Raw genomic sequence first — 21,895 nt, 5'->3', positions numbered from 1 at the left:
GTGATACTTATTACTATTTTTTAATAATAAAAACAGGGCGGTATGGTATTTGTTAAAACACTAAAACAATCATCTACTAAAAAGTAAGAAACATGAAAGATCAAGCAAAAGTAATAGCAGCACTTTTAGTGGGTGCCGCAGCAGGTGCCGCTTTAGGCCTATTATTAGCGCCAGAAAAAGGCGAGGATTTAAGAGGCGATATCGCTGATTACGTGAATGACCTTGTAGACAAAGCAAAGTCGAAAGCGCAAAATACAGCATCGTCAGCAAAAGAGTACGGCAGCAATGTGGTTGACTCTGTAAAATCAAAATTTAATGGCGCAGTTGGCGAAGCAGAAGATTATGTAGATTCAGCAAAATCTAAAGCGAAAAGCACTGCAAATGATTGGAACAATTCAGTACAAAACGCATAACTCGTTTTGTTAAAACATAAAAAAGCCGGCGCCATTTTGGTGCCGGCTTTTTTTGTGGTAGTCAGTTCAACTACTTTTTCTCCCAGGTATTATCTTTTGGGTTGGCATCCATGAAAATGCCGTTGTCTATTTTAATTGACTTTAAGTTGTTGCCAATATTTGCCTTGAATGTAACAAAGGTTTGTTTCTGATCAGCTTCCCAAACAGCCGGTGTTTGATGCAGCGTTTTAGTCGTGCCATCGGCATAAGTCAAAATTACATCAAACGGAATAGCAAAGCCGCCTACATTAGAAATAACTATAGTTTGACCATCTTTACCTTGTACCACTTCTTTTATGGCAAGGTCATTATAACCGTTTGTAAAGAACCAATTGTTAAAGAACCAGGTTAAGTTACGGCCGGATATGTTAGTCATTGAGTTAAAGTAATCCCACGGAATAGGATGTTTGCCATGCCAGCGGTCCATATAGCCATGTAAAGCTTTTTTAAACAAATCATCGCCCAACATATCTTTAAGAGCAAGGTAGCTTAGTGATGGTTTGCCGTAAGCATTGTTGCCATAACCCGCTTTTTGCTCATCGCTCGGGGTAATAACCGGTAGATCTTCGGCCGTTGTCTTGTCGCCTATCCAGCCGGCAACTCTAAATTGCTTGTAAAAAGCATCAGCTTTATCCTTGCCTTTTTCTGCAATGCCTATCAGGTACTCAAATGTGGTAGCCCAACCTTCGTCCATAAAAGCATAACGGCTTTCGTTGATACCCATGTAAAACGGAAACCAGGTATGCGCAATCTCGTGGTCCTGCACAAGCTGTGCAAAGCCCGGGTCGCCCATTTGGCTGTCATTAACCATCATTGGGTACTCCATATCAGCAAAACCCTGAAAAGCGGTCATTTTAGGAAAAGGGTAGGGTACACCAGGCCAGTTATTGCTAAACCAACCCAAGGCATTGCGACCATATTGTACAGATTGCTTAAAGTCGGTGCCTTTTTCACTATATGCAGCCTGCATGCTGGAGCGCCTGCCGGTTTTCTTATCAACTACCACGCTGCCGCCATCCCAAATGTAATGGTTGCTAATGCCAACGGCCATATCGCTGATGTTGTTAGCTGTCCAAAACCAGGTGTTCATGTCATTTTGCGCCGTTACTTTATTACCTGTAACTTCATCAAGCGTAGCGATGTGAATGGTCGAGTCGCTGGTCATTGATTTTTGCAGGCGTTTAGCAAATTCCTTTTGAAGGACCTTGGTAGGGTTCTGCAATGTGCCCGTGGCCCAAACAATGTAGTTTTTAGGTACAGTAACGCTTAGTTTATAATCATTAAAGTCGTTATAAAACTCTTTCGAGTCCACAAATTCTATACGGTCCCAACCATTGTAGTCGTCGTAAACAGCAACACGTGGGTAAAAGTATGCAAGGTAAAAGGTAGTGGAATCTATCATGCCTTCACGGCCGCTTTGCTTGCTCACATCAAAATGCCAGGCAATGTTTAGCTTAATAGAATCATGCGGCATCAAGGCTTTTGGTAAAGACACCACCTGATTTGTACGCACAGCCGCAGCCGGGTTAATTGGGCGGCTTTGGCCTGCTACTAAAAAGCTGTCAATCTTAACGCCTTCGGTTAGGTAATCGGGGCCGGTGGCGCCGTCGCGTGCGGCACCCGGGCGGTGTATGTTCAAAATAAGTTTAAGATTCAGCCTTTTTAAAGTATCCGGGCTGTTATTTACGTAAACTATTTGCTCGGTTCCTTTTACCGTTCGTCCAGGCAACGCTGCTGTAATGTTTATATCATAACGCGCACGGTTTTGCCAGTATTTTGGTCCGGGCTTTCCATCGGCGCTGCGGGTACCTTTGGCATACGCCTGGGCAATATCGCGCGGCATATATAAGCTTTGCGCCTGCAAATGCGATAGCCCCGCAAGGCATAATGTTGCAGTTAGTAAGGTTTTAAAAGTGTTCATATTTTATGCTCAATTGGCTGTAAGCGCAAATGTAAAAAAAGATATGGCTTTGGGCTAACGCAGCCAAAGTAAACGAATTGTTACAGAAGCCCAGGGCGGCAATACTTGTATGCAAGGGTTTAATTGCGGTTATTTGCAATAAGTTATTTTAGTAGGGGTATTAAATAACTAACAGAGCCGGGCCTTGTGTTCGGCTCTGTTTCTTTAAACGCCTATGTATTCCTCGGCTATAGCCATAAATAAGCTATCGTTTTCTTTCGACTCGTCAAAGTTTTCCTTTAACAATTGTACAACATCACTTTTTCGTAGCTTTTTAGCTACCGCAAGCAGCATCCGGAACGATGTGATATTAACATGCTCAATAAGCTGTACATAAAGTATGATATCCATATCATTCAATGCAGATATGGTTTGCTCTTTGTCGAGGCAAAATTCATCTTGTATAAGGGCCTTAATTGGGTTACACATGTGTTCGCCCGGGGCACTGCCGGTAGCCTTATAAATATCTTCCAGCCTCGCAATCTGGGTGTTTACATCGCTTGCAAATTCCTGCATGGCTATCCGCAACTTTTTGGAAGAGGCCATGTCAATGAGGCGGCCAATGTTTTTCTTTAAAAATTGCTTGCCGTTATAAATACAATTAAGGTGATGTGTAAAAAGGTTATTAAGAAAGTCGGTGTCAGGTAAGGTAGTGGGTTGCATGCTTTGAGATTTGGGTACGGATAATTTTATAATATAAGGACACAGTAAAAATACTTATTTAAAGATGAGTTAAGTAAAGCTAATGGCAGTATATTGATACATTTGCATCAAGCGGATAAATTATGAAATATAAATTGGGCGACTTTGTGCGCTTTGTAGATGAAAAGCTGGAAGGTTACGTAACCCAGATAATGGATGAGCAGATGATTGGCGTAACGGTGGAAGATGATTTTGAAATACCTGTGCTGGCTTCTAAGGTAACCTATGTGCATGGGCATAACGAGGTTGTGCATACTGATGATGACATACTGGTGCCCATAACAACAATTGCGCCTGCCGACTTTAAAACAAAAGGTGTGCACGTAGCTGTAGTGCCCGACGCAAAGGCAAATGGCCTGGTGCATTTATACATCGTTAATGAAACGTCCTACCAGTTGTTGGCATCGGTAGTTACCGAGCAGCAAAAAGCTTTTAAGGGAGAGTTTGCCGGTGCGGTTGATGCACATGGCGCAGCGAAGGTATATTCGGCCAAGCTTTCTGATCTGCAGCTATGGCCGAAGCTCCATTTTCAGGCGCTGTTTCATACCAAACAAAACCAGCCTTTGCCCGAGCCGCTTAACGTTGCAGAGCAATTTAAGGCTAAAGATTTTTCGGGAGCTAAGAAAATGGTTCCGGTTATAAAACAGCAGGGCTGGATGATACAGATAGATGAGCCGGAACTTATTATTGACGCGCAAAAGTTAAAAGAGGCATTTTTTAAACCGTCAGAGACTAAACCAGAGATTACCAAGCCTGATGCAGAAATAGATTTGCACATAGAGAAACTGCGTGATGACTATCAGTTTTTAAGCAGCAGCGAAATACTGGCTATACAACTGGACACTTTTAAGAAAAAGCTTGACGCGGCCGTTGTACATAACATGACGGAGATTACTTTTATTCATGGTACAGGCAATGGTATTTTAAAGCATGAGTTGCATAAGTTGCTGAGTAAGAACCAAAAAGTACAAACATTTTTAGATGCACGTAAAGAAAAGTTTGGCTATGGTGCCACGCTGGTTATGCTTAAATAATAATTAATGGCGTAGCTGTTATTTGCCTGATAGATATTAAGGCACGGTTTTTGGAAAACTAAATACGTACATATAGTTAATAAAGTGTATGTATAAGTTAATAATTGTAAACCATTATATAATATCTATCATGAAAAAGGTAAGTTTAGCAATGGCGGTTTTAGCATCATGCGCAATAGGATATGCTACCGCAAACACAACACACACAACGTCGAACACGAAATTAACCGACGGTTTGATAACAGTAAGTCAGGATACAGTGCCTAAAAGGCGTTCAACTACCCCGACTACCACACCAAATCGTACCACACCAACCCGTTCAACAACACCGGGCACAACGCCAACTACAATGCCCAACACACCAGGTACACCGGCAGTGCCAAACTATCCAACAACACCAACAAATCCAAATAGCCCAATGGACCCAACCAGGCCATCTGTACCGCCAACAACGCCTACAGCACCGGCAATGCCAACAACACCAACTACACCGGTAACACCGGGTACAACACCAACTACACCAGGTTCGGTAACACCGGGTACATCGCCAACCACAACACCAATGGGTTCTCCGGGCACTACACCAACAGGTTCACCAACAACTACACCGGCAGGTGGCATGGGTACGCCTAAAAAGGCCTAATTAGTATATAAATTTTAGTCATAAGAAACGGTCGCCAGCATTTGCTGACGACCGTTTTTGTTGGAATTAATTGGCTTGATTATTAGCGTTGCTCAACAAAGTTTTTAAGATTGGTACCAATAATATAGTTCCATCCCTGCTCAAAGCTTTCACGGGCAAATTCGGATCTATCTTTCGGAAAAGTCTCCAGCCCAATATGATTTACCCTAACCAGCGTTTTGTCATCTCCTTGCGGTATCAAATCAAAACTAACTTCCGATGAGCCTTCTATATGCGCATAGTTCCAGGTATAGCTTATTTTTCGCTCGGGCTCAACAGCGGTTACAATACATTGATGCAAATACTTTTCGCCATCTTCGGGGCCGCCGCTAAATTCAAATTTGTAACCTATTTCGGGCTCAAACGCAGGTATCTCAAAATACCAGCGTTTCATTTTATCATTATTGGTCAGCGCATCCCATACAAAACTTGGTGCAGCGTTAACGGCATGTTCAATAATTAATGGTGTTGTTTCCATGTCGGTTTTAATGCTTGGTTAAAATGTAAACGCACAAATCGCCATAAGGTTAAGCCGTAGCGTCAACAATCTTCAATTTTATAACTACTTTTAGTGCAATAAACCCTAAAGCAATTTCAACATGGATTTTTTTTGTTTTTTAGCCGCTTTTCTTTTATTGCTCAGGCTGAGGCGAGAAATCAGGTTTTCGCAACTTTCTATAAAGTGGGGGCGTATGCTGCTGTTTGGCTCGTTTGCAATTGTTGGTTTATATTTCTTTTTTCATGAGTTCTTCGATGACGATATAAGCAATATTGTAGCTGGCTTTTTGTTAGTAGGGCTTATTACCTACCTTAGGAAAGAACCTGATTTTAAAGCCTTTGATATACTGCTGTTTGCACACTACCCATTAGCTATTGTTGCGATTTTTAATGGCTTTACAGAACTGGCTTTTTCCAAATTTTACGCCGAAAACGATGATTATTTTCAAATTGCCCAACTTGTAGCTTTCGGTTGGATCTTTGCACGTTTATCTACGTCTAAAAAGCAACGCGAGGAGATTAAACGTGTAAATGAACGCCGGTCGGAACTGGAAGCCCTCGTTGCCGAACGTACCGTTGAGCTTACCCAGCAAAAGAACGAGTTGCAGGAAACCATAAAAGAATTACAGGCTACCCAGGCCCAACTGATACAGCAGGAAAAATTAGCATCGCTTGGTGAGCTGACTGCGGGTATTGCGCACGAAATCCAAAACCCGTTGAATTTTGTAAACAACTTCTCGGAAGTAAGCATGGAGCTTATTGATGAGATGCAGGAAGAGCTTACCAAAGGCGATACCGAAGAAGTGCTGGCCATAGCATCAGACATTAAGCAAAACCTGGAAAAAATACGCCACCATGGCAAGCGTGCCGATGGTATTGTAAAGGGTATGCTGCAGCACAGCCGAGCCAGCAGCAATGTAAAAGAGCCAACCAATATTAACACCATTGCCGATGAGTATTTCCGTTTGGCTTACCACGGGTTACGCGCCAAAGACAAGTCATTTAATGCTGAATTAATAGCCAACCTTGATGCAGAGTTGCCAATGGCTAACATTGTATCGCAGGATGTTGGCAGGGTGCTGCTTAATATGTTTACCAATGCTTTTTATGCCGTGCATGAGCGCAAGAAAACCGCAGGACCAGAATTTAAGCCTGTAGTTGAAGTGAGTACAAGGCAGGTTGCATCTGCAATAGAGGTGCGCATTAAAGATAACGGAACGGGAATACCAGACAGCATAAAAGACAAAATTATGCAGCCGTTTTTCACAACCAAACCTGCCGGCGAGGGTACAGGGCTGGGCCTGTCATTAAGCTACGATATTATTGTTAAAGCTCATAAAGGTACCATCAATATCAATAGCGCCGAAGGGCAGGGCACCGAGTTTGTTATAACCTTGCCGCTTAAATAAAAACGGGCAAGCCGTTATGTTTTTTTATATTTATAACGCCAAATGAAAGTATTAGTAGTAGACGACGAAGAGGACGTGCAGCCGCTGTTTTTGCAAAGATTTCGTAAAGAGGTTCGCAACGGCGAGATAGAATTTACCTTTGCCAGATCGGGCGAGGAAGCGCTTAATTATCTTGAGGAAAAGTATTCGGAAGTGGTGTTGATCCTGTCGGATATAAATATGCCGGGCATGAGCGGTATCGAACTGCTTTCACATATCCGCGAAGTTTTTGATACGCCGCCGCCACCGGTTGTGATGATGATAACCGCATATGGTGACGATGAAAACCACAGGCAGGCCATGGAAAAAGGTGCCAACGACTTTTTGACTAAGCCGCTTGATTTTAATTTGTTGAAAGAGAAACTAAAGCATATTACAGGGTAATGGCTAAGATATTAGTTGTAGATGATGAGGCTGATCTGGAGATACTGGTAAAGCAGAAATTTCGTAAAAAGATCAGGGAGAATGTATATGAATTTTTGTTTGCGCAAAACGGTCAGCAGGCGCTCGAACTCGTAAAAGAGCACCCAGATTTGGACATTATACTGTCGGACATTAACATGCCGGTAATGGATGGCCTTACGCTGCTTACCCACCTGCCCGAAGCTAACCCGATGCTTAAGGCAGTGGTGGTATCAGCTTACGGCGATATGCAGAACATACGCACAGCCATGAACCGCGGCGCATTTGATTTTGTTGTAAAACCGGTTGATTTTGACGACCTGGATGTTACCATGCAAAAAACCATCAACCATGTGCGACAGTTACAGGATACATTACGCGCCATAAAGGAAAACAACATACTGAAGATGTACGTAGATGAAAACGTGCTCAACTTTATGTCGCACAAGGAGTACGAAAGCAGCCTCATGAAAAATGAGACGCTTCAGGCAACAGTAATGTTTATAGACGTTTGCGGCTTTACATCTATTACAGAGCATGTACCGGCAAACACCGTGGTAAACCTGTTAAACGGCTTGTTTGATAAGATTGTAAAGGAAATTATAGCACAAGGCGGGCATGTAGACAAGTTTATGGGCGACGCTGTAATGGCAGTGTTCAGGGGAGAGTACCACCTGGATAGGGCGATAGATACGGCACTTGCTGTAAAGAGCCAATTGGCCAACGAGCCTGAGCTTACTGCCGGCGATAAAATCTTTAAACCGCAAATCTCCGTAGGCATCAATTCGGGCGAAATGGTATCAGGTAACATTGGTTCAGTATCCTTAAAACGCCTCGACTATACCGTAATCGGAGATTCGGTTAATCTGGCGCAACGCCTGCAATCCGTTGCACAGGCGGGGCAGATCATTATTACCGAAGATGTTTACCAGCAAGCCAAAGAATCATTTAAATGCCGCCCCAATGGTGAGTTTGAATTGAAGAACAAAGCCAAGCCGGTTAACACTTACGAAGTAGTAGAGTAACTATTGAAATACTTTTATAAAAAATGCCGCTGACATTATATCAGCGGCATTTTTTTATGTGGTAAATATTTTATTAATGCCTTGCACGGCGTTTAAGTACACCGCCTGCAGCTTCCTTAATAATGCTGGTAAATATGAACGCTTTAGGGTCAATCTCGTGTACCATATCCTTCAAGCGGCGCAGCTCCAGGCGGGTAACAACGGTAAACACAATATCTACAGGGTGGCTAATGTCATAGCTTTCTTTTAAAAAGCCACGTTCGCCTTTGTAAATGGTTATACCACGGCCAAGCTGTTTTACAAGCATTTCCTTTATCAGTTCGTTTTGACCTGAAATGATAGTAACCCCTGTATATTCCTCAAGTCCCTCAATAACAAAGTTTATCGTTCGGGATGCGGTGTAGTAAGTAAGTATTGAGTATAGCGCGGTAGGCAAGCCTAACTTAACAGCAGCTATTAAGAATATAACGATATTAATACCCAGGATGATCTCACTGATGGTAAAGCTGATGCGTTTACCGGTGTAAAGCGCCAGCACCTCAATACCGTCAAGCGCGCAGCCGCCGCGTATGGCCAAGCCAATACCAATGCCCATAAACACCCCGCCAAAAATAGATACAAGCAATTTATCTGAAGTTATCTTTTCGGGGTAGGGCAGATACAGCAAGCATAAAGCCAACCCTATAATCGCCAAAGACGTTTTTATGGCAAAAGACTTATTTACCTGGAACGCTCCCATAATAATAAATGGAAGGTTGCAAAGTATAATTACATAGGCAATGTTAAAGTGGTACAGCTCATGTATAAGCAATGATATACCGGTAACACCACCATCAAAAAAGGCGTTGGGAACTAAGAAGCTTTTAAGGGCAAACCCACAAAAAAGTATCCCTAAAACGGTGTACATTACATCTGTTAAAGTGATTTTTATAGCTGTGTTTGTACTCATTGTTTATACGGTAGATTTTTGTATTATCTGGTTAAGGTTACGCTCTTGATTGGCCTGCCTGTTATTTACCGACGTTTTTGTAAAATAACGATGCTGCTGTAAAAATGTGGCTTGCTTATTATTCCACTCGTCGGCATCATTTAATTGTCCGGTTGCCTTCAGTTCCTCGAATAGCTTTTGCCCGATAGTGAAAAAATCGTCGCGGCCAAGGTAATCAAGGTCGGCATCACAAATAATTTCTTCAAGCAATGATGTGGGCGTTTGCGGTACCCGTGTAGCCATTATTATATTGCATACAGCATCAACTTCATTGGGTGAATAGCCAAACTGTGTTAAGGCCTGCCTTGCAATATTGCTTGATACAGTTTCATGATCAGCTATTTGTAACAGGTAACCGCTGTCATGGTAAAGTGCTGCTATCAAGAGCAGGTCGAGATTTTTACCTGTAACGTTTTCCTGCCCGGCTATGGCTGCGGTGCATTTGTACACATCTAAAGTATGATCAACGTTGTGGTAATAAAAATGTGCAGGAAGCTCTTTCTCCAGCCTTTGCAAAATGTATTTACCCTCGCTACTATCAATCATAAAAACGTCCGCGTATGTTTTGCGCTAAGATAGAAAAAAAGAAATAGTCGAGTTGTGCAAAGCAAATACTTTAAGCCTCGGTGTCTATCCATAATGCTCTGGCCTAGTAATATGTCATGTGTTTGTCGGTATGTGTGCCCAAAGTCATTTAAAAAATCATCATAAAAATTGGGGCTTAATTAGCCTTAAATTTGATTTGCTGCTTGTTTTAATTCGGCAGCTAACAATATCTATCTAAAGAAAATGAGCGCGAAGAGTTTATCTGATATTAAATATTCCGTTTTAGACCTTGCCACCGTTGTGCAGGGGGGAGATGCTGCTGACAGCTTTAAGAAAAGCGTTGAAGTTGCACAGCTTGCCGAAAAACTGGGTTACACACGCTATTGGTTTGCAGAGCACCACAATATGCCCGGAGTAGCCAGTTCAGCTACATCAATACTTATTGGGCACATAGCGGGGCACACTTCAAAAATACGTGTAGGCTCGGGTGGTATTATGCTGCCAAACCATGCACCGCTGGTAGTGGCCGAGCAATTTGGTACGCTGGCCTCATTATATCCCGGCCGTATAGATCTGGGCCTTGGCCGCGCGCCCGGTACCGATCAGCTTACTGCGCTGGCTATCCGTGGCGAAAACTTTAATGCGGTACACAACTTTCCAAAAGATATAGCAAGGTTGCAGATGTTCTTTTCTGCAGATAACGCCGATAGCAAAGTGCGTGCGGTTCCCGGCGAAGGCCTGGATATCCCTATATGGGTTTTAGGATCAAGCACAGATAGTGCAAAAGTTGCGGCTGCAATGGGTTTGCCTTATGCATTTGCCAGCCATTTTGCACCTGCGCATTTTTTGGAAGCGATAAGGATTTATCGTGATAATTTCCGCCCATCTGAATATTTAAAAGAGCCTTATGTGATATCTTGTATCAATGTGGTTGCCGCCGATACCGATGCCGAGGCCGAACGCCTGGCCACTTCAGTTAAGCAAATGTTTAAGGGCGTGGTAACAGGTAAGCGCCAGTTGCTGCCGCCGCCTGTGCGCTCAATGGACGATGTTTGGAATATTTATGAAGAAGAAGCGGTAATGCAAATGCTGGCCTATTCATTTATAGGCAGTGCCGAAACGGTAAAAAATAAACTGACCTCATTCCTGGAATTAACAGGTATTGATGAGGTTATGGCTACATCGCATATATTCGATCATCAATCACGCTTGTATTCCTACAAAGTATTTGCTGATATTATTCGCACATCGGCATACGCGCCTTTAAGTTAATAGCTAAATATTATAGCAGGCCCGGTATGTGAAACATGCCGGGCTTTTTTGTACCGTATTTGGCGGTAAAGATTACATTTTCGCCAACAATTAATCCTAATAAGTGTAGTTTAGGTGTGTAGCTAAAAAATAACTTACACAATTGCAAACTACATGAGCAAAGTATTTACAATTACCGATGGGCTCGAAAACCTGGGGGCGCTACGCACCGGTGGGCAGGGTTCAGTATATAAAGGCAGGCGCATGGGGCCTATATTCAGCGCCATAAAGCTGCTGCCAACTCCCATACACACCGAAAGCGAAGAAGATAAAAATTTTAAAAGCTTCCGGAACGAGGTTACCAAGCTGCAAAAGGTAAACGAGCAGCCGAACCCCAATGTAGTTAAGATTTTAAGTTGGGGTATTACAGATAGCGGTTCCTTTCCGTTTATCGAGATGGAGTACATTGAAGGGCCAGATTTGTGCGACCTGTTGCACCCGCCGCACGACAAAATTTTTACGCTTAAGGAGGTTATTCGTGTGGCCGACCAATTGGCCGGCGCGCTTGCACACTGCCACCGTGTGGGCGTTAAGCACGGCGACATGAAAAGCAACAACGTAAAATATAACATACATACTGGCAACTACGTGCTGCTTGATTTTGGTTTGGCTATCATGACAGAAGAGCAGCGCCGAACTAGCATACGCCATGCAGGTGCAATTGAGTTTATGGCACCCGAGCAGCATGAGGGTAAAATGCTGCCACAAACAGATGTTTATGGCTACGGCGTAATATTGTATGAGTTGCTTACGGGCCAGGTGCCTTTCCCGCTTGAGGGTAACGGCGAGGCAGGGCGTAATGCAGTAATGCTGGCCCATCTCGAAAATGCGGTGCCCGATCTTGTTCGCGCACGTAAGCTTGCCCTGCCCGAAACATGGGAAGCCAACAAACTTAGGCAAGAAATGCAGATACCGCAATGGCTAATAAATGTGATTGCCAAATGCCTGCAGAAAAAACCTGAAGACAGGTATGCCAGCGGGGTGGAACTGGAACAGGCAATTGTTGCAGGGAGTTTATCATCAGAGGCGCCCGTGACGGTTGTGCAAAATAATATCGATATCCCTGCATTGCAGGCCGAAAATAAGAGATTACAAGCCGAACTGACAGCGCTTAAGCAAAGTCAGCAGGTAGTTGAAACTGCCGAAGTGGAAGATCCATCCCGTATATCGCTATCAAAGCCGTTTTACTATACCATCATGACGCTGCTTGTGGTGTTTATGGGCGTCGCTGTGTACGGCACTTTTCTTAAAAAACAGGGTCCTCAAAAATCAGTTAGTGCTGATAGCGTAAGCAACCAGCCCGATACCTCGCAAAGTGATGTACCGCCAAATTATGGTTCAGCAACTCAACTTGGCGATAATGCCATAGATGTAGATTCGCTGGCTAAGCGAAAGCGCGATAGTGCAAAATTGCAGCCCAAAGTTGTATTTCCGGCTACTACTGATACTGTTGAAAACCTGGAGCCCGATACAACCGTTAAGCCCGATCAATAACAGGCAGTAAACATCTGTATAACTTTTATGTTCAGTAACCATATCATCAATTTACCTATTACTATTTAAATGGCATCAACCCCCAATTTTTGGCAGCGCATTGGCATACAGGATTGGTTTTTGACCAACGAAACAACCGAAAAGGCCAAGGCAAAGGCGTTAACGCCCGATACCGTTTACAGTTACATCATAGAGCGTTTTAAAAGCTCCATTGCCGACCTGTCTTTTGCCGACAGGGTTGTATTTTATCATGAGTTTATTATCAGCTTTAATGCAGATGATTATAAAGAATTTATAGCCAATAAGCAGGGCATATTCGGTCTGATCGTGCATGAAACAGTGGAGAAGTTTTATGAGATATTAAAAGAGTATCGTGATGCCGGTAAAACTGTTAAGCCTTCGGGCTCTAAATGGGTTTTCAGGCTGGTTTCACACCCCGATTACGCCCGTGGCGACAAAGGATTTATCGGTAAATTATTGCCAGACAACAATAAAAAGGAAGAAAACCTGCGCGTAACTTTTATCCCCAGACAAACAGGTATAGCGCAAACTTTTGATGTGGATCAGAATATATTGGAAGGCTTTACTTATTACAGCGAGGGTTACTTTGAAATTCCGTACCAGGATAACCTGGAGCCCGAAAAGCAGGCCGAGCGTAAATCTGCGCAGGCAGCATCAAACATCGCCCGGTTAGAAACAATCATTCCCGACAAGAAGTATGCTGGCAAAAAGCTCGAGTATTTAATGCGTACGGATGATATCATCGTATCGGGCAGCGACGAAACCCGCGAGGATGAGAGCATATTTACCATACCTTCAGAATGGGTTAATGCGCCCCATCTCCAAATAAAATACAACAAGGCCGACGATAAATTTTACCTGGCCTCTTTTGGAGAGATTACCACGCTGAATGAAAACGTTGTTGAGCGCAGCGATGTAAATGCACCGCAATGGGTAGAGCTACCCGTAAACTCACGCATGTTATTGAACGGCATTATTGGTTTAAACCTTTTTAAATCATAATTGCATGTCGCAGATATTATCAATAGGCTTGTTGGTTATAAGTGTGTTGCTTTTGATCACTCATTTCGCCGACATTAAAAACTCCGGTAAGAACAATGGCTGAAAATTATTATGGATTAACCGATACTGGCCGTATCCGCGATAATAACGAGGATACTTTTGTTACCCTACCTGCGGCAAATGGCATGTTGCTTGCCGCCGTGGTTGACGGGGTGGGGGGCTATAATGGCGGCGAGGTAGCTGCTGCTATTGCAAAAGATGCGTTAACAGCAATGGCCGATGGCTTAAATGGCAACATAATAGACAGCCTTACGCTCGCCTTCAAAACTGCCAGCCAAAACATCTTCGAGAAAAAGCAACAGGATAAAGAGCTGGAAAGCATGGCGTGCGTTGCCACAGCTGCACTTGTTGATGTTGAAAACAATACCTTTTACTACGCCCATGTTGGCGACACCAGGTTGTATTTGCTGCGCGATCAATCCTTAGTTAAGATATCCAAAGATCACTCCTTTGTTGGGTTCCTGGAAGACTCCGGTCGTTTAAGCGAGAGTGAGGCCATGAACCACCCTAAGCGTAATGAAATAAACAAGGCACTTGGTTTTACCAACCAGATAGATACCGATGACAGCTTTGTTGAAACCGGTACATCTCCGTTTTTGCCGGGAGATTTATTGTTGTTGTGTAGCGACGGCCTTACTGATATGGTCGACAGAGCAGCTATAATCGATATAATCGCCCAGCCAAACTCATCATTAAGGCAAAAGGCAACCGAATTGGTTGCCGCGGCCAACGCTAATGGCGGGCGCGATAATGTAACCGTAGTTTTGGTACATAACGATAAATCTTCGAAAAAAACGGAAGCCGTTAAGCCTGCCGCTACGTTAAAAAAAAACAGTAATAACGGCGGTAACGTAGTGGCCGGCACTGTAAAAAAGCAATCTGAAAGCGCTGCTATTGTTAATGATAATCCTGATAGCCCCGCAAAAAAGAGCAACGCACTTACCGTATTTTTTGCCGTAGTGACTTTCGTTTTCGCGGCCGGCTGTGTATGGCTATATTTTCAATGGCAAAAAGCGCTGCAGCCGCCTGTGCAGGCGATTGTAAAGCAGGAAGATAACGTGCAACGCCACCCCGATGAAATCAAGTTACAAAATGCCCTAAATAATTTGAAGGGCGATACGCTTACCCTGTCAGACACTACTTACAAGCAGCCCATCTTGATAAGCGACACCTTGCATTTGCAGCATGATACGCTTTACATTCGCGCTAAGGGGAATGTTGTTCTTCAGCGGGACACTGCTTACAATGGCCCTGCATTTAACATTGCAGCTAAAAGCAAACTCGTAATAGTTGATAACCTTAAGTTTGATGGGTTTGACGTTGGCATACTTGCTTATAATAGCGCAGTAGTTTTAAAGGGTGCCAGCTTTACCAATTGCCGCGTTGCTTTACAGCGGCAGTACCTTTTAGACGACAAAAAGTTTATTACAGCAGCATTTTCTAATACAACCATAATTGCAGACACCGTAGCAAAACCTATTTCACAAAAGCCAAATGCAACCCGATAGTCCTGTAAAAATTAAGCGCACCAAAGAGCGCTTGTTCCTGTTCCTTATCGCCGTTTTGTTCGGCTTTTTGTTTTTCAGGCTTTATACCGTACTGCAAACCCGGTTTGCCAATGTAGACAAACGCCTGCAGGCGGGTACCATGGTTAACCTTAATGCAAAAGATCCGGCAGGTAAAACCAAGATAATGCTTACCAAAGGTTATTACCTGGAAGATAAGCGCGACATTGACTTGATTACCCAAACCATAGGCAATAATATTGGCACAGGCGAGGCCATTGATAACGTTGGGGAACTCAATAAACGTAAGTATTATCTTAATGCAGACGATGCATTTGAGCAGGGTGGGGAGTCCTTCAAAAGCCGGGTAACTGCATCGCGGTCGTTATTGGGTTATACCGGCGACGATTCATTACGATTTAGCCAGGAACGCAAAAATCCGCCGGCTGTTAATGCTGTAAACGATTTAGGCATGGGTAACTACAGCATAAGCGGCATTATACTCAATAAAAAAGTGCCGGTTAGTGGTGTCTTAATTCGCCTGCAAATGGTGTTGCCGCAAGATAGTCTTATCACAGACGAACTTTCAGAAGATACCCGACCAATAAAGGAAAACGGTAACAATCTGTCGAAGGTTTACCTGCCCGATAGTGCCGGCAAGCGCCATCTGCAATCGCTTATTGCTTATGCCCGTACAGATGCAAGCGGGAAATTTTCATTTAAAAATTTACCTGCCGGCAAGGCCTTTAAAGTTTTGCCTTTGCAGCCCGGATATCAGTTTGGCACCTCACAAGGTGTGCAGGATTTAGACGAGAATGTAGAGCTTACATTTAGCCAGTCGCCGCATACCATCAGGTTGTTTTCAACACGCGATTTTAATATTCTTAAGAAAGAAAAGTCGTTTATAGTACGCACACCGGCAGACTTTAACTCCTGGTTCTGGATCATAGCGGGCAGCTTTATAGGAGCCTTCTTATTCCTGCATATCATCCTTTCCTGGAAGTTTTCAATGGCAGATCAATTGATCTTGCCGGTTATCATGCTGCTCACAGGGCTGTCATTCCTTACGCTCCTGAGCTTGCAGGATCCTTTACGAGATCGTTTTTTGGCCAAAGATATGCTTACCTACCTTGGTATAGGTGTAATTGCCATGCTGGTTGTAATGCAGTTTAGTCTGCGTCGCTTCACACCGGATTCGGCCGTGTACCGCATGTTTGCTTTCAAGAATGTGCGTAGTGCAGCAAACGGCTGGCCATGGATAATTGCAGCAACGGGCCTGTTGGCCATGACCATTGTATTTGGTACCGGCCCCGAAGGTAGCGGGGTTAAAGTAAATCTTTTTGGTTTCCAGCCCAGCGAGTTTGTTAAGTACCTGGTTATATTTTTCCTTGCGGGATTTTTTGCAGCCAATGAAAAGCTGATAAGCGAATATACCAGTTGGACAAAGCGCTGGTCGTTTTTTTGGTTTGCCCTCATGGCCATATTGGTGACTTTACTGCTGTTTTTAATATTGGGCGATTTAGGCCCGGCAATGGTTGTTTGTTTTACGTTTATCGCGTTATTCTCATTTTCCCGTGGCGATTTTATGTTTATGGCCATAGCGGTAGTCACCTATGTAATAATAAGCTGGATAGTGAAAGTAGAGTGGATATCTGCCCTTGCTACCTTTGCGGTTGTAGGGCTTATCATGCTATTTAAACGCAAGCAGCTGAGCGAGTCGGCCATTATGGTGCTGGTTATCATGGCAGCCTTTTTAACCATAGACCAAGTGCCGTACTTAGGCAAGATATTCCCCGGGCCGGTACAACGCCTTGTTGACCGTAAAGCTATTTGGCAGGATGCATGGAACAACGAGGTTTACGGCGGCGACCAGGTAGCAAACGGCCTTTGGGCCATAAGCAGTGGCGGCGTTAGCGGGCAGGGTGTAGGTGAGGGCTTTGCCAAAACCATTCCCGAGGCGCATACCGATATGATATTGCCATCCATGGGCGAAGAGTTTGGCTTTACAGGTATCATCTGCATTTTTGTGATGTTCTTGCTATACCTGCATCGCTCTATTATCATTGGGCGGCGAACGGGTACACCTTTCCTGTTCTATTTGTGCGCAGGTATAGGCATATCAACATTCGTGCAGTTCCTGCTCATCGCAGGTGGTTCTACAGGAGCTCTGCCGCTGTCAGGCGTATCATTGCCTTTTCAAAGTTATGGAGGCTCATCTTTGGTGGCCAACATGGTGGCATCGGGCTTTTTGCTGTCAGCCTCTTTGGTGCGCGGTACGCCTGTGCAAATGGGTTACATATCTCAACAACAGGATCGTAACCTGGTACCTGCACTAATAGCAGCCTTTGCGGGCATTATTTTATTGGGCGTAAATGTATCCAGCTATTTATTTGATAATTCGCGCTGGGTGGTGCAACCTGCGCTGGTGGCCGATAAAAGCGGCGCACGCATGTTTAGCTACAATCCGCGCATTGGTATATTAATGAACCGTTTGCAGGCGGGTAACTTGTATGACAGGTATGGCGTTTTACTGGCTACCAGCAAGCCCGAACTGGTAAGAAAGCAGCGTGCAAAATTAGCGGATGCAGGTGCGCAGGCATACAATATCGATTCGGTCGAGCATAAAAGGCTGGATAGGTATTATCCTTTTGAGGAGAAAATGTTTTTTTGGACAGGCGATGCAAATACAGGAGTGTTTAATGGCAGCAGCAATGGTTACTTTGCCGAGTACGAGCACGCTGCCGAGCTGCGGGGTTTTAAACTGCCCACAAAAAAGATGAACATCACAGCTAACCGCTACCGTGAAGACAGGTTTTTGGCAAGGGGGGTTAAAGAAATGACAGTTGTGCGTAAGGACTACAGCGCGCTGTCGCCATTGCTATTGGCAGGCATAAACAGTAATGAAGTTGAGGCATTTAAAAACCGCAACCGTGATGTTAAACTTACGATGGATGCCGGGTTGCAAACAGCAATTGAGCAATCCATGGAGCAGGATACATCATTGCTGGATAATCGTGTATCTGTAGTGGTAATGGAGTCGAACACAGGGGATGTGCTTACATCAGCCGTATACCCTTTGCCACCTGTGCATAATTGGGAAAAGCTGACTATGACTACTGCCGAGCAAAACCAGCTTGCAGGCTGGATGACCACCGCCGACCTTGGCTTTACCCAGGCAACGCAACCCGGCTCAACAGCAAAGCTTATCACCGGTTTGGCATCATTTAATAAATTGGGCATGGCGGCTGCGGCCAAAACATATAATGTAGCCATGAACGAGCGCATCCGTACCAAAGGTTTCGAGCCGGATGAAACAGGTACTATTACTCTTGAAAGAGCCATTGCCAAATCAAATAACGTATATTTTATCAAGTTGGCCAATCAGGAACACCTGCAGGAGTATATGGCTACACTTTACATGCAAACAGGTATGTTTTTACATGGTGTAGGCGGTTACTATTATGGCCGTGATGCGGAAAACGCAAAGCAGGAAGAAAAGTGGCGCGAACTGTGGCGTAAAACCGAGTTCAATACCAAGCCGCGGTATAATCCTAACAACATCCGTAAAACAAGGGCAAAGGGTATATCCGGTATGGCCTGGGGGCAAGGCGAGCTCATTGCCACACCTGCTGCGGTGGCCCGCCTCGCATCTGGTATTGCCAATAATGGCACCATGCCAAATAACAGGTACGTACTTAAGGTAAGCGACTCTACAACGCAAGTGAAGCCGGGTATCAAGATAGTAAGCAACCCGCAATATGCCCAGTTGATGCGTAAGTATATGATTGAGCAAAGCGCACCAAAAGCTTACGCGCTTGGCCTTGCTGTCGCGGGTAAAACAGGTACACCCGAGCGTATCTGGAAGGGCGAGCAGATTAATGATGGCTGGTATGTATTTTTTGCACCCAAACAAATGGGTGGGGGCAACGTGGTAGTGTGTATCCGTATCGAATCTACCAAGGGCTCGTCAGACGCGGTAAAACTGGCCGGCCAGCACATTATACCAAATCTTTTAAAAAGGGGTTATATTAAAAGCATTAGCCCTGCAAACAACTAAATAATACGGGGGTTTATTGATAATTATCGCGGTTTATAATATCACAATTAAGTATCATGTTTAATTTTTTCAGTAACGCAAAAGAGGATCGGCCGAATGATGTAAAAAGCATTCGTTATGAATTGCTGCAATTTATAAAGCAGGAATTGCAAAAAGCCGAGGGTGGCGAAGGCGGCAACATCAAGGGGCTTAACCTTTACCTGAATTGCAATGCAGCCGACAGGCCGTTGTACGAAGCCGCAGTTTACTTTGAAGAACCTGAAATTTTTAAGAATGAAGTGCAGCGTATTGCCGACGACTACGCCGTGGCCTTACCTAACCAGTGGACCTTTGAGGTTATTTTTGGTGAAGATATTCCGGCGGAAGCGGTAAAGGGAGATAAAGTAGATGCCGCCTTTTTCATAAAAACGAGCACAAATTTTATCAAACAAACAGCTTCGGCGTATTTACGTGCGCTGAATGGTGAAACAGATCAGCCGGAGTATAACGTAAAATCGGGGAATGACAAGATCAATATCGGGCGTGATAAAAAGGCCCAGGCTGATGATGGTTTTTTTCGCACTAATCATATAGCTTTCCCTTCAGACAGTGGCAACGACGCCAACAAGTATGTAAGTCGCCAGCATGCCCACATCGAGTGGAACAATGAAGCCGGTAAGTTTATCATTTATGCAGATGAAGGCGGTGTACCACCACGTAACAAGGTTAAGATCCGGTCAGAAAAAAGCGAGGATATTATCAAATTAGGTTCAACAGCGATAGGCCACCAACTGGCCGAGGGCGACCAGATTATTTTGGGCGAATCGGCTGTTTTAGAGTTTAGTTATCAACCGGGCAATTAATGAGCAAAGTATTTACTATAACAGAGGGTCTTGAAAATTTAGGTGCGTTACGGTCGGGCGGGCAGGGTTCTGTTTATAAAGGCCGCCGTATGGGGCCTATTATCAGCGCTGTTAAGCTGTTGCCAACACCTATATATTCGGAAAGCGACGAGGATAAAAACTATCGCGCGTTTAGCAATGAGGTAGCCAAAATGCGAATGGTTAACGAGGTTGCTAACCCCAACATCGTAAAATTTTTAAGCTCGGGCATTACCGAAAGCGGCTCATTACCCTACATAGAGATGGAGTATGTGGAGGGCCCTGATCTTTGTGATTTGCTGCAGCCACCTCACGAAAGAATATTTATGCTGCAGGAAGTGATTCGCGTAGCATATCAACTGTCAAATGCGCTTGCTCACTGCCATAAACTGGGTATAAAGCATGGCGATATTAAAAGTAATAACGTAAAATACAATATCAACACAGGCAATTACGTATTGCTTGATTTTGGATTGGCCATACTTACAGACGAGGCACGGCGTACCAGTATCCGTAATGCCGGGGCAATTGAGTTTATGGCACCCGAGCAGCATGATGGTACCATGCTGGAGCAAACCGATGTTTACAGCTTTGGCGTAATCATGTATGAGCTGCTTACCGGCCAGGTGCCTTTTCCTTTGGAAGGGCATACCGAAACGGCGCGTAATACCGTAATGATTGCGCACATGGAAAAGCCCGTGCCCGATTTGATGGTTGCCCGCCACGCTGCGTTGCCCATAACATGGAGCGATGAAAAACAGCACCTGGAAATGCAGGTGCCATTTTGGTTACTATCAGTTATAAATAAATGCTTGCAGAAGAAACCCGGTGAGCGTTATGCCAGCGGTATTGAGCTGCAGGAGGCGATTGTTGCCGGCAGCCTGAATGGCGAGCGGCAGGGCCAGCAAGATGTTTTATTGAGCGAGAACGAGCGCCTGCAGGCTGAAGTTAAATCGCAGCAGGAGGCGATCAGGGTAAATGAAGACCAACTGGCCGGTCTTAAAGCTTACGCGCTTGAAACGGGCGCCAAAAAGAACCCGGCAACTGGCCGTTATGAGCGTAACCCCAAACTGGCCATCATCCCTAAAAAGGTCTTGACATTCACCGTAGCCGGCTTGCTGATATTTGCCGTGCTTTTTGCATACGCAATTTTTACCAAGCCAACTTATACGCCCGGTGGGCCGCTGTTAAAAAATAGTGTATTTGCCAAGCCTCCGTTTATAAATAGAGCTTATGACGAGGCTGCGGTAGCCAAAACGGTTGAAGAGCTTGAAGTAGCCAAGATGATGCGCCGTAAACGCCGCGCCGACTCTTTAGCTGCCGCCAAAACCGATAGCCCACAAACAAAACGTTGGTCTGCTCCGAAGAAGAAAAAACGCAAAAAGTTTTTGGGGATATTTTAATAAGCAGGCTGGTTTATCTCAGCCCGCTTAGATACTGTTGCACGAATTTTGTGATATACTGCTTTATCATATCACGTACTGCATCAAAACTTTCGGTTATTTCTTCTTCACTCCCTGATGCTTTTGCCGGGTCGGGAAAATTTTGATGTAGCTTGATCGCCTTAGATGAAAACCAGGGGCAATTTTCGCGGGCGTTATCGCAAACCGTTATTACAAAGTCGAACGGAATGCTGGAATACTCGCTTACATTGTTTGATGTTTGCTTTGAAATATCGATGCCATCCCTTCTCATAATTTCAATTGCCCTTGGGTTTACGCCATGAGTTTCAATCCCGGCGCTGTAAATGTTTATTTTGTTACCGGTGAAATGCCGTAGATAACCCTCCGCCATTTGGCTGCGGCAACTATTACCCGTACAAAGTATTAATACGTTTGTCATCTTTTT

At 44.4% G+C, this 21,895-nt stretch carries 19 protein-coding genes; 13 read left to right on the top strand and 6 right to left on the bottom strand.

The annotated features are described in order from the left end of the window. Positions 1 to 92: 92 nt before the first annotated feature. Entirely contained in the window at positions 93 to 413 is a 321-nt protein-coding gene (locus FPZ43_RS11930) for a YtxH domain-containing protein (RefSeq protein WP_146382151.1), read from the top strand. Positions 414 to 483: 70 nt separating this feature from the next. On the opposite strand, the gene FPZ43_RS11925 is transcribed toward FPZ43_RS11930, so the two are convergent. Both FPZ43_RS11925 and FPZ43_RS11920 read right to left on the bottom strand, forming a co-directional pair. Continuing rightward, the gene (locus FPZ43_RS11925; protein WP_146382150.1) at positions 484 to 2,373 is read right to left on the bottom strand and encodes a M1 family metallopeptidase; all 1,890 of its coding nucleotides are present in this window, start codon (positions 2,371 to 2,373) and stop codon (positions 484 to 486) included. 204 nt (positions 2,374 to 2,577) lie between these two features. Next, positions 2,578 to 3,075 carry a DUF892 family protein gene (locus FPZ43_RS11920; protein WP_146382149.1) on the bottom strand — a complete coding sequence of 166 codons (498 nt, stop codon included), beginning with the start codon at positions 3,073 to 3,075 and terminating at the stop codon, positions 2,578 to 2,580. 122 nt (positions 3,076 to 3,197) lie between these two features. Between FPZ43_RS11920 and FPZ43_RS11915 the strand changes: the two genes are divergently transcribed. Further along, positions 3,198 to 4,148, top strand: coding sequence for a Smr/MutS family protein (locus FPZ43_RS11915; RefSeq protein WP_146382148.1), 951 nt, complete (start codon positions 3,198 to 3,200; stop codon positions 4,146 to 4,148). A 130-nt stretch (positions 4,149 to 4,278) separates the two neighbouring features. After that, positions 4,279 to 4,791, top strand: a complete 513-nt coding sequence (locus FPZ43_RS11910) for a hypothetical protein (protein WP_146382147.1) — start codon at positions 4,279 to 4,281, stop codon at positions 4,789 to 4,791. Positions 4,792 to 4,873: 82 nt separating this feature from the next. On the opposite strand, the gene FPZ43_RS11905 is transcribed toward FPZ43_RS11910, so the two are convergent. Continuing rightward, positions 4,874 to 5,308, bottom strand: a complete 435-nt coding sequence (locus FPZ43_RS11905) for an SRPBCC family protein (RefSeq protein WP_146382146.1) — start codon at positions 5,306 to 5,308, stop codon at positions 4,874 to 4,876. Positions 5,309 to 5,429: 121 nt separating this feature from the next. Here FPZ43_RS11905 and FPZ43_RS11900 point away from each other — a divergent pair, with 121 nt between their 5' ends. From FPZ43_RS11900 to FPZ43_RS11890, 3 genes are read left to right on the top strand one after another with little or no spacing between them, the layout of a single operon-like run. Next, the gene (locus tag FPZ43_RS11900) at positions 5,430 to 6,737 is read left to right on the top strand and encodes a sensor histidine kinase (protein WP_146382145.1); all 1,308 of its coding nucleotides are present in this window, start codon (positions 5,430 to 5,432) and stop codon (positions 6,735 to 6,737) included. Between the two features lie 42 nt (positions 6,738 to 6,779). Further along, positions 6,780 to 7,160, top strand: coding sequence for a response regulator (locus FPZ43_RS11895; RefSeq protein ID WP_146382144.1), 381 nt, complete (start codon positions 6,780 to 6,782; stop codon positions 7,158 to 7,160). Further along, entirely contained in the window at positions 7,160 to 8,203 is a 1,044-nt protein-coding gene (locus FPZ43_RS11890; RefSeq protein WP_146382143.1) for an adenylate/guanylate cyclase domain-containing protein, read from the top strand. Before FPZ43_RS11895 ends, FPZ43_RS11890 begins: the two co-directional genes overlap by 1 nt. A 73-nt stretch (positions 8,204 to 8,276) precedes the next feature. Here the strand turns inward: FPZ43_RS11890 and FPZ43_RS11885 are convergent, their stop codons facing one another. Next, the gene (locus FPZ43_RS11885; protein WP_146382142.1) at positions 8,277 to 9,152 is read right to left on the bottom strand and encodes a YitT family protein; all 876 of its coding nucleotides are present in this window, start codon (positions 9,150 to 9,152) and stop codon (positions 8,277 to 8,279) included. A gap of 3 nt (positions 9,153 to 9,155) precedes the next feature. Next, the gene (locus tag FPZ43_RS11880; RefSeq protein ID WP_146382141.1) at positions 9,156 to 9,737 is read right to left on the bottom strand and encodes an HD domain-containing protein; all 582 of its coding nucleotides are present in this window, start codon (positions 9,735 to 9,737) and stop codon (positions 9,156 to 9,158) included. 243 nt (positions 9,738 to 9,980) lie between these two features. On the opposite strand from FPZ43_RS11880, the gene FPZ43_RS11875 reads away from it, so the two are divergent. The 7 genes from FPZ43_RS11875 to FPZ43_RS11845 all read left to right on the top strand — a co-directional run bounded on the left by FPZ43_RS11875 (position 9,981) and on the right by FPZ43_RS11845 (position 21,450). After that, positions 9,981 to 11,009, top strand: a complete 1,029-nt coding sequence (locus FPZ43_RS11875; protein WP_146382140.1) for an LLM class flavin-dependent oxidoreductase — start codon at positions 9,981 to 9,983, stop codon at positions 11,007 to 11,009. Between the two features lie 153 nt (positions 11,010 to 11,162). Continuing rightward, positions 11,163 to 12,542 carry a serine/threonine protein kinase gene (locus FPZ43_RS11870; protein ID WP_146382139.1) on the top strand — a complete coding sequence of 460 codons (1,380 nt, stop codon included), beginning with the start codon at positions 11,163 to 11,165 and terminating at the stop codon, positions 12,540 to 12,542. A gap of 69 nt (positions 12,543 to 12,611) precedes the next feature. Next, positions 12,612 to 13,565 (top strand): hypothetical protein, encoded by a 954-nt coding sequence (locus FPZ43_RS11865; protein ID WP_146382138.1) that lies wholly within the window; start codon positions 12,612 to 12,614, stop codon positions 13,563 to 13,565. 95 nt (positions 13,566 to 13,660) lie between these two features. After that, on the top strand, positions 13,661 to 15,133 hold the full coding sequence (locus tag FPZ43_RS11860; protein ID WP_146382137.1) for a protein phosphatase 2C domain-containing protein: 1,473 nt from the start codon (positions 13,661 to 13,663) through the stop codon (positions 15,131 to 15,133). Next, positions 15,120 to 19,187, top strand: coding sequence for an FtsW/RodA/SpoVE family cell cycle protein (locus FPZ43_RS11855; protein WP_146382136.1), 4,068 nt, complete (start codon positions 15,120 to 15,122; stop codon positions 19,185 to 19,187). Before FPZ43_RS11860 ends, FPZ43_RS11855 begins: the two co-directional genes overlap by 14 nt. Positions 19,188 to 19,243: 56 nt before the next feature. Beyond that, the gene (locus FPZ43_RS11850) at positions 19,244 to 20,029 is read left to right on the top strand and encodes an FHA domain-containing protein (RefSeq protein WP_146382135.1); all 786 of its coding nucleotides are present in this window, start codon (positions 19,244 to 19,246) and stop codon (positions 20,027 to 20,029) included. After that, positions 20,029 to 21,450, top strand: a complete 1,422-nt coding sequence (locus FPZ43_RS11845; protein ID WP_146382134.1) for a serine/threonine protein kinase — start codon at positions 20,029 to 20,031, stop codon at positions 21,448 to 21,450. The genes FPZ43_RS11850 and FPZ43_RS11845 overlap by 1 nt, the downstream gene beginning before the upstream one ends. 13 nt (positions 21,451 to 21,463) lie before the next feature. Here the strand turns inward: FPZ43_RS11845 and FPZ43_RS11840 are convergent, their stop codons facing one another. After that, positions 21,464 to 21,889 (bottom strand): arsenate reductase ArsC, encoded by a 426-nt coding sequence (locus FPZ43_RS11840; RefSeq protein ID WP_146382133.1) that lies wholly within the window; start codon positions 21,887 to 21,889, stop codon positions 21,464 to 21,466. Positions 21,890 to 21,895: the final 6 nt, after the last annotated feature.

Source organism: Mucilaginibacter pallidiroseus (genome assembly GCF_007846085.1).
Taxonomy (GTDB): domain Bacteria; phylum Bacteroidota; class Bacteroidia; order Sphingobacteriales; family Sphingobacteriaceae; genus Mucilaginibacter; species Mucilaginibacter pallidiroseus.
Note: the sequence above shows the minus strand (reverse complement) of the source record. Positions and strands in the feature narration are given on the sequence as shown.